Genomic DNA, 3,963 nt, shown 5'->3' with positions numbered 1-3,963 from the left:
ATCGGGTCGCCCCGATATTCCTCGACCGGAAAGTCCGGCAAGGGCGGACCGCCTCGACCGCTCCCTGTTCCCGCCTGCTGCACGCCACCGGCCGCCCCGCGCGCTCCCCGGACGAGTACAACGACCGCCCGACCACCCGGGAGGGCGACGTCCACCAGCTGCTGGACCGGGCCGCCGCCCGGGCCGCACGGCTCGGACTCTGAGGCGGAAGGGGCCGCGACGGCCCCGGGAACGCCGACGGCCCCGGTGCGCTGGGCACACCGGGGCCGGATCGGAGAGCGGGCGACGAGAATCGAACTCGCGTGACTAGTTTGGAAGACTAGGGCTCTACCATTGAGCTACGCCCGCACGACGCTCCCAGCCGTCACCGGCCGGAAGTCCGGGGGACAGCGTACCTGGTCCGGCCGCCCGAGCGCACGCCCCCTCGCCCGGCGCCCTGCGCGCACCCCCTCGCGCCCGCGCGGTATATGTCGCGGTCGCGCCCGCGCGGAACAACGCCGGCGAGCCGTGCAGGCCCGGCGTGTACGCTTCCTCTCGGCACCACGGGGTGTGGCGCAGTTTGGTAGCGCGTCCGCTTTGGGAGCGGAAGGCCGTCGGTTCGAATCCGGTCACCCCGACAGTGCGGCAGGGTCTCGCCCGACGGGGGCGGGGCCCTGTTCTGTGTGGGAGCTCTCCGGCGGCGGTACGGTGGCGCCTGGCGTCCGCCTTTCGTGGTACCGGTAGGATGGGGCGCTGGCGGTAGTCCCTGTGGCGTCCACCCAGGTCAACCGCACGAGGGCGAGGAGTCAAGCTCACCGTCCACCCCACGGGAGATGCAGCTCCAACCGCCCATCGCCCGTCTCGTCCGACCCCCTTTCCGGCTCCGGCCGGGTGATGGGGACGGGCGGAGACAACCTGACCGCAAGCCCCTAGGAGACCTAACCGTGAAGAGCGCCGTCGAGACTCTGAACCCGACCCGGGTTCGACTCACCGTCGAGGTGCCCTTCGAGGAGCTCAAGCCCAGCCTCGACGCGGCGTACAAGAAGATCAACCAGCAGGTCTCGGTCCCGGGCTTCCGCAAGGGCAAGATCCCGAACCGGGTCATCGACCAGCGCTTCGGCCGTGGTGCCGTGCTGGAAGAGGCCGTCAACGACGCCCTGCCGCGCTTCTACACGCAGGCCGTCGACGAGGGCAAGATCGAGGTCCTCGGACAGCCCGACATCACCAACATCGAGGGTGTCGAGAAGATCGCCGATGGCGGCGACCTGAAGTTCACCGCCGAGGTCGACGTCCGTCCGGAGGTCACCCTGCCGGAGTTCTCGTCCATCGAGGTGACCGTCGACCCGATCGTCGTCTCCGACGAGGACATCGAGAAGTCGCTGGAGCAGCTGCGCGAGCGCTTCTCCTCGGTCAAGGACGTCGAGCGCGCCGCCGCCGAGGGCGACATCGTGGTCGTGGACCTGGTCGCCAAGGTCGACGGCGAGGTGCCGGACGACGGCACCGCCAACGGCGTCAGCTACGAGATCGGCTCGGGCCGCCTCATCGACGGCATCGACGAGGCCGTCGTCGGCCTGTCGGCCGGCGAGGAGAAGACCTTCGAGACCGAGCTCAAGGGTGGCACCCAGGCGGGCAAGACCTCCGAGGTCACCGTCACCGTCACCGCCGTCCAGGAGAAGGAGCTGCCCGAGCTGGACGACGAGTTCGCCCAGCTGGCCAGCGAGTTCGACACCCTGGAGGACCTGCGCGCCGACTCCCGCAAGCGCCTGGAGCGCATGAAGGAGTACGACCAGGCCACCCAGGCCCAGGAGAAGGTCCTGGACGCGCTGCTCGCCCTGGTTGAGATCGAGTACCCCGAGAAGCTCCTCAAGGACGAGGTCGAGACCCGCAAGCACAACGTGGAGCACCACCAGCTCCAGCCGATGGGCCTCACCCTCGACGCCTACCTGGAGACCCAGGGCAAGACCGCCGAGGAGTGGGACGCGGAGATCGAGGAGCAGGCGAAGAAGGGCATCAAGACCCAGTTCGTCCTGGACCAGATCGTCGCCGACGAGGAGCTGGGTGTTAACCAGGAGGAGCTGACCGAGCACCTCATCCGCCGCGCCGCCGGCTCCGGCCTCACCCCGGACCAGTTCGCCCAGCAGGTCGTCCAGGGCGGCCAGGTTCCGCTGCTGGTCGGCGAGGTCGCCCGCGGCAAGGCGCTGGCCACCGTGGTCGAGGCCGCCAAGGTCGTCGACACCGAGGGCAACGAGATCGACTTCGACGACGAGGACGAGACGGCCGAGACCGTCGAGGCCGCCGCCGAGGAGACCTCCGCCGAGGAGAAGACCGAGGCCTGAGCGCCCCGGTAGCCCCTCCAGGCTGCAGCGGGCCCGGACGCCGTACGGTGTCCGGGCCCGCTGTCGTCCCCGCCCGCGACCACCGCGACCCTGCGCTCACAGCGAACAGTTCTGCGTGAGGGATTCTGCGGCCCGGCCTGCGCGTTAGGGTCCTTGGACAGCACCAATCACGACGTGATACCCGGAAGCTGTGCGACATCGTGACGGCCGTGGAGCGACCGTCCAAACCGACTGAGCAGGTGGCTAAGTGACGTTCCCGCAGATGCAGATGCCTGGCCCGATGGCGCCGCACGCCGCCGCTGGTGACGTGCTCGGCGGCCTTGGCGACCAGGTCTACAACCGGCTGCTCAACGAGCGGATCATCTTCCTCGGCCAGGCGGTCGACGACGACATCGCCAACAAGATCACCGCGCAGCTGCTGCTGCTGGCCGCGGACCCGGACAAGGACATCTTCCTCTACATCAACTCCCCGGGCGGCTCGATCTCGGCCGGCATGGCGATCTACGACACCATGCAGTACATCAAGAACGACGTCGTCACCATCGCGATGGGCATGGCGGCCTCGATGGGCCAGTTCCTGCTCACCGCGGGTGCCCCGGGCAAGCGCTTCTCGCTGCCGAACTCGACCATCCTGATGCACCAGCCCTCCGCGGGCCTCGGCGGTTCCGCCACCGACATCCGCATCCAGGCCGAGCAGCTGCTCCGCACCAAGAAGCGGATGTCCGAGCTGATCGCCCACCACAGCGGCCAGTCCTTCGAGCAGATCACCGCCGACTCCGACCGCGACCGCTGGTTCACCCCGGAGGAGGCCCTGGAGTACGGCCTCATCGACGCGATCATGCACAGCGCCGCGGACGTCCCCGGCGGCGGCGGCACGGGCGCTGCCTGAGCCTCGGCCCGGCCCGCGAGACCACAGCCCCAACGCCCCGGAGGACAAGGACCCCATGAACATCCCCAGCCTGTCGGCCGCCCAGGCCCGCGTCGAGGACATGCGCGCCGAGGGCCGCTACATCGTCCCGCGCTTCGTCGAGCGCACCACGCAGGGCATCCGCGAGTACGACCCGTACGCCAAGCTGTTCGAGGAGCGCATCATCTTCCTCGGCTCGCAGGTCGACGACGTCTCGGCGAACGACATCATGGCGCAGCTGCTGTGCCTGGAGTCGATGGACCCGGACCGCGAGATCCAGATGTACATCAACTCGCCCGGCGGCTCGTTCACGGCCCTGACGGCCATCTACGACACCATGCAGTACGTGAAGCCGGACATCACCACGGTCTGCATGGGCCAGGCGGCCTCCGCCGCGGCCGTGCTGCTCGCCGCCGGCACCCCCGGCAAGCGGATGGCGCTGCCGAACGCCCGCATCCTGATCCACCAGCCGTACACCGAGACCGGCCGCGGCCAGGTGTCCGACCTGGAGATCCAGGCCAAGGAGATCTTCCGGATGCGCGAGCAGCTGGAGGAGATGCTCTCCAAGCACTCCAACCGGACGGCGGAGCAGGTGCGCGACGACATCGAGCGCGACAAGATCCTGACCGCCGAGGAGGCCGCCGAGTACGGCCTGATCGACCAGATCATCTCCACCCGCAAGACCTCGCTGACCCACACCTGGCCCGGCACGGCCGTGACCATGCCGCAGCGCTCCAGGTG

At 69.3% G+C, this 3,963-nt stretch carries 4 protein-coding genes and 2 tRNA genes; 5 read left to right on the top strand and 1 reads right to left on the bottom strand.

All coding sequences use genetic code 11. From position 1 onward, the window contains the following. Positions 1-203 (top strand): hypothetical protein (locus ACIQOV_RS31265; protein ID WP_401054013.1); only part of this gene is annotated, 203 nt, incomplete at its 5' end. 74 nt (positions 204-277) lie between these two features. Here ACIQOV_RS31265 and ACIQOV_RS31260 read toward each other — a convergent pair. Beyond that, positions 278-348 (bottom strand) — tRNA-Gly (locus ACIQOV_RS31260). A 195-nt stretch (positions 349-543) separates the two neighbouring features. Here ACIQOV_RS31260 and ACIQOV_RS31255 point away from each other — a divergent pair. The 4 genes from ACIQOV_RS31255 to ACIQOV_RS31240 all read left to right on the top strand — a co-directional run. Further along, positions 544-617, top strand: a tRNA-Pro gene (locus ACIQOV_RS31255). Positions 618-923: 306 nt separating this feature from the next. Continuing rightward, positions 924-2,315: a trigger factor gene (tig, locus tag ACIQOV_RS31250; RefSeq protein WP_401054011.1), complete on the top strand. Its 1,392-nt coding sequence runs from the start codon at positions 924-926 to the stop codon at positions 2,313-2,315. 268 nt (positions 2,316-2,583) lie between these two features. Next, positions 2,584-3,204 (top strand): ATP-dependent Clp protease proteolytic subunit, encoded by a 621-nt coding sequence (locus ACIQOV_RS31245; RefSeq protein ID WP_380353544.1) that lies wholly within the window; start codon positions 2,584-2,586, stop codon positions 3,202-3,204. Positions 3,205-3,259: 55 nt separating this feature from the next. Continuing rightward, the coding region (locus ACIQOV_RS31240; protein WP_401054009.1) for an ATP-dependent Clp protease proteolytic subunit at positions 3,260-3,963 on the top strand (704 nt) is incomplete at its 3' end.

The sequence above is a fragment of the Kitasatospora sp. NPDC091257 genome, from assembly GCF_044757675.1.
Classification (GTDB): domain Bacteria; phylum Actinomycetota; class Actinomycetes; order Streptomycetales; family Streptomycetaceae; genus Kitasatospora; species Kitasatospora lactacystinica.
The sequence above is the reverse complement of the archived record's forward strand: the minus strand, read 5'-3'. Positions and strand labels throughout refer to the sequence as shown.

What these genes read in the sequence shown, in the direction of transcription:
- ACIQOV_RS31245 (WP_380353544.1), top strand. Translation starts at nt 2,584, where the DNA reads ATGCCTGGCCCGATGGCGCCGCACGCCGCCGCTGGTGACGTGCTCGGC.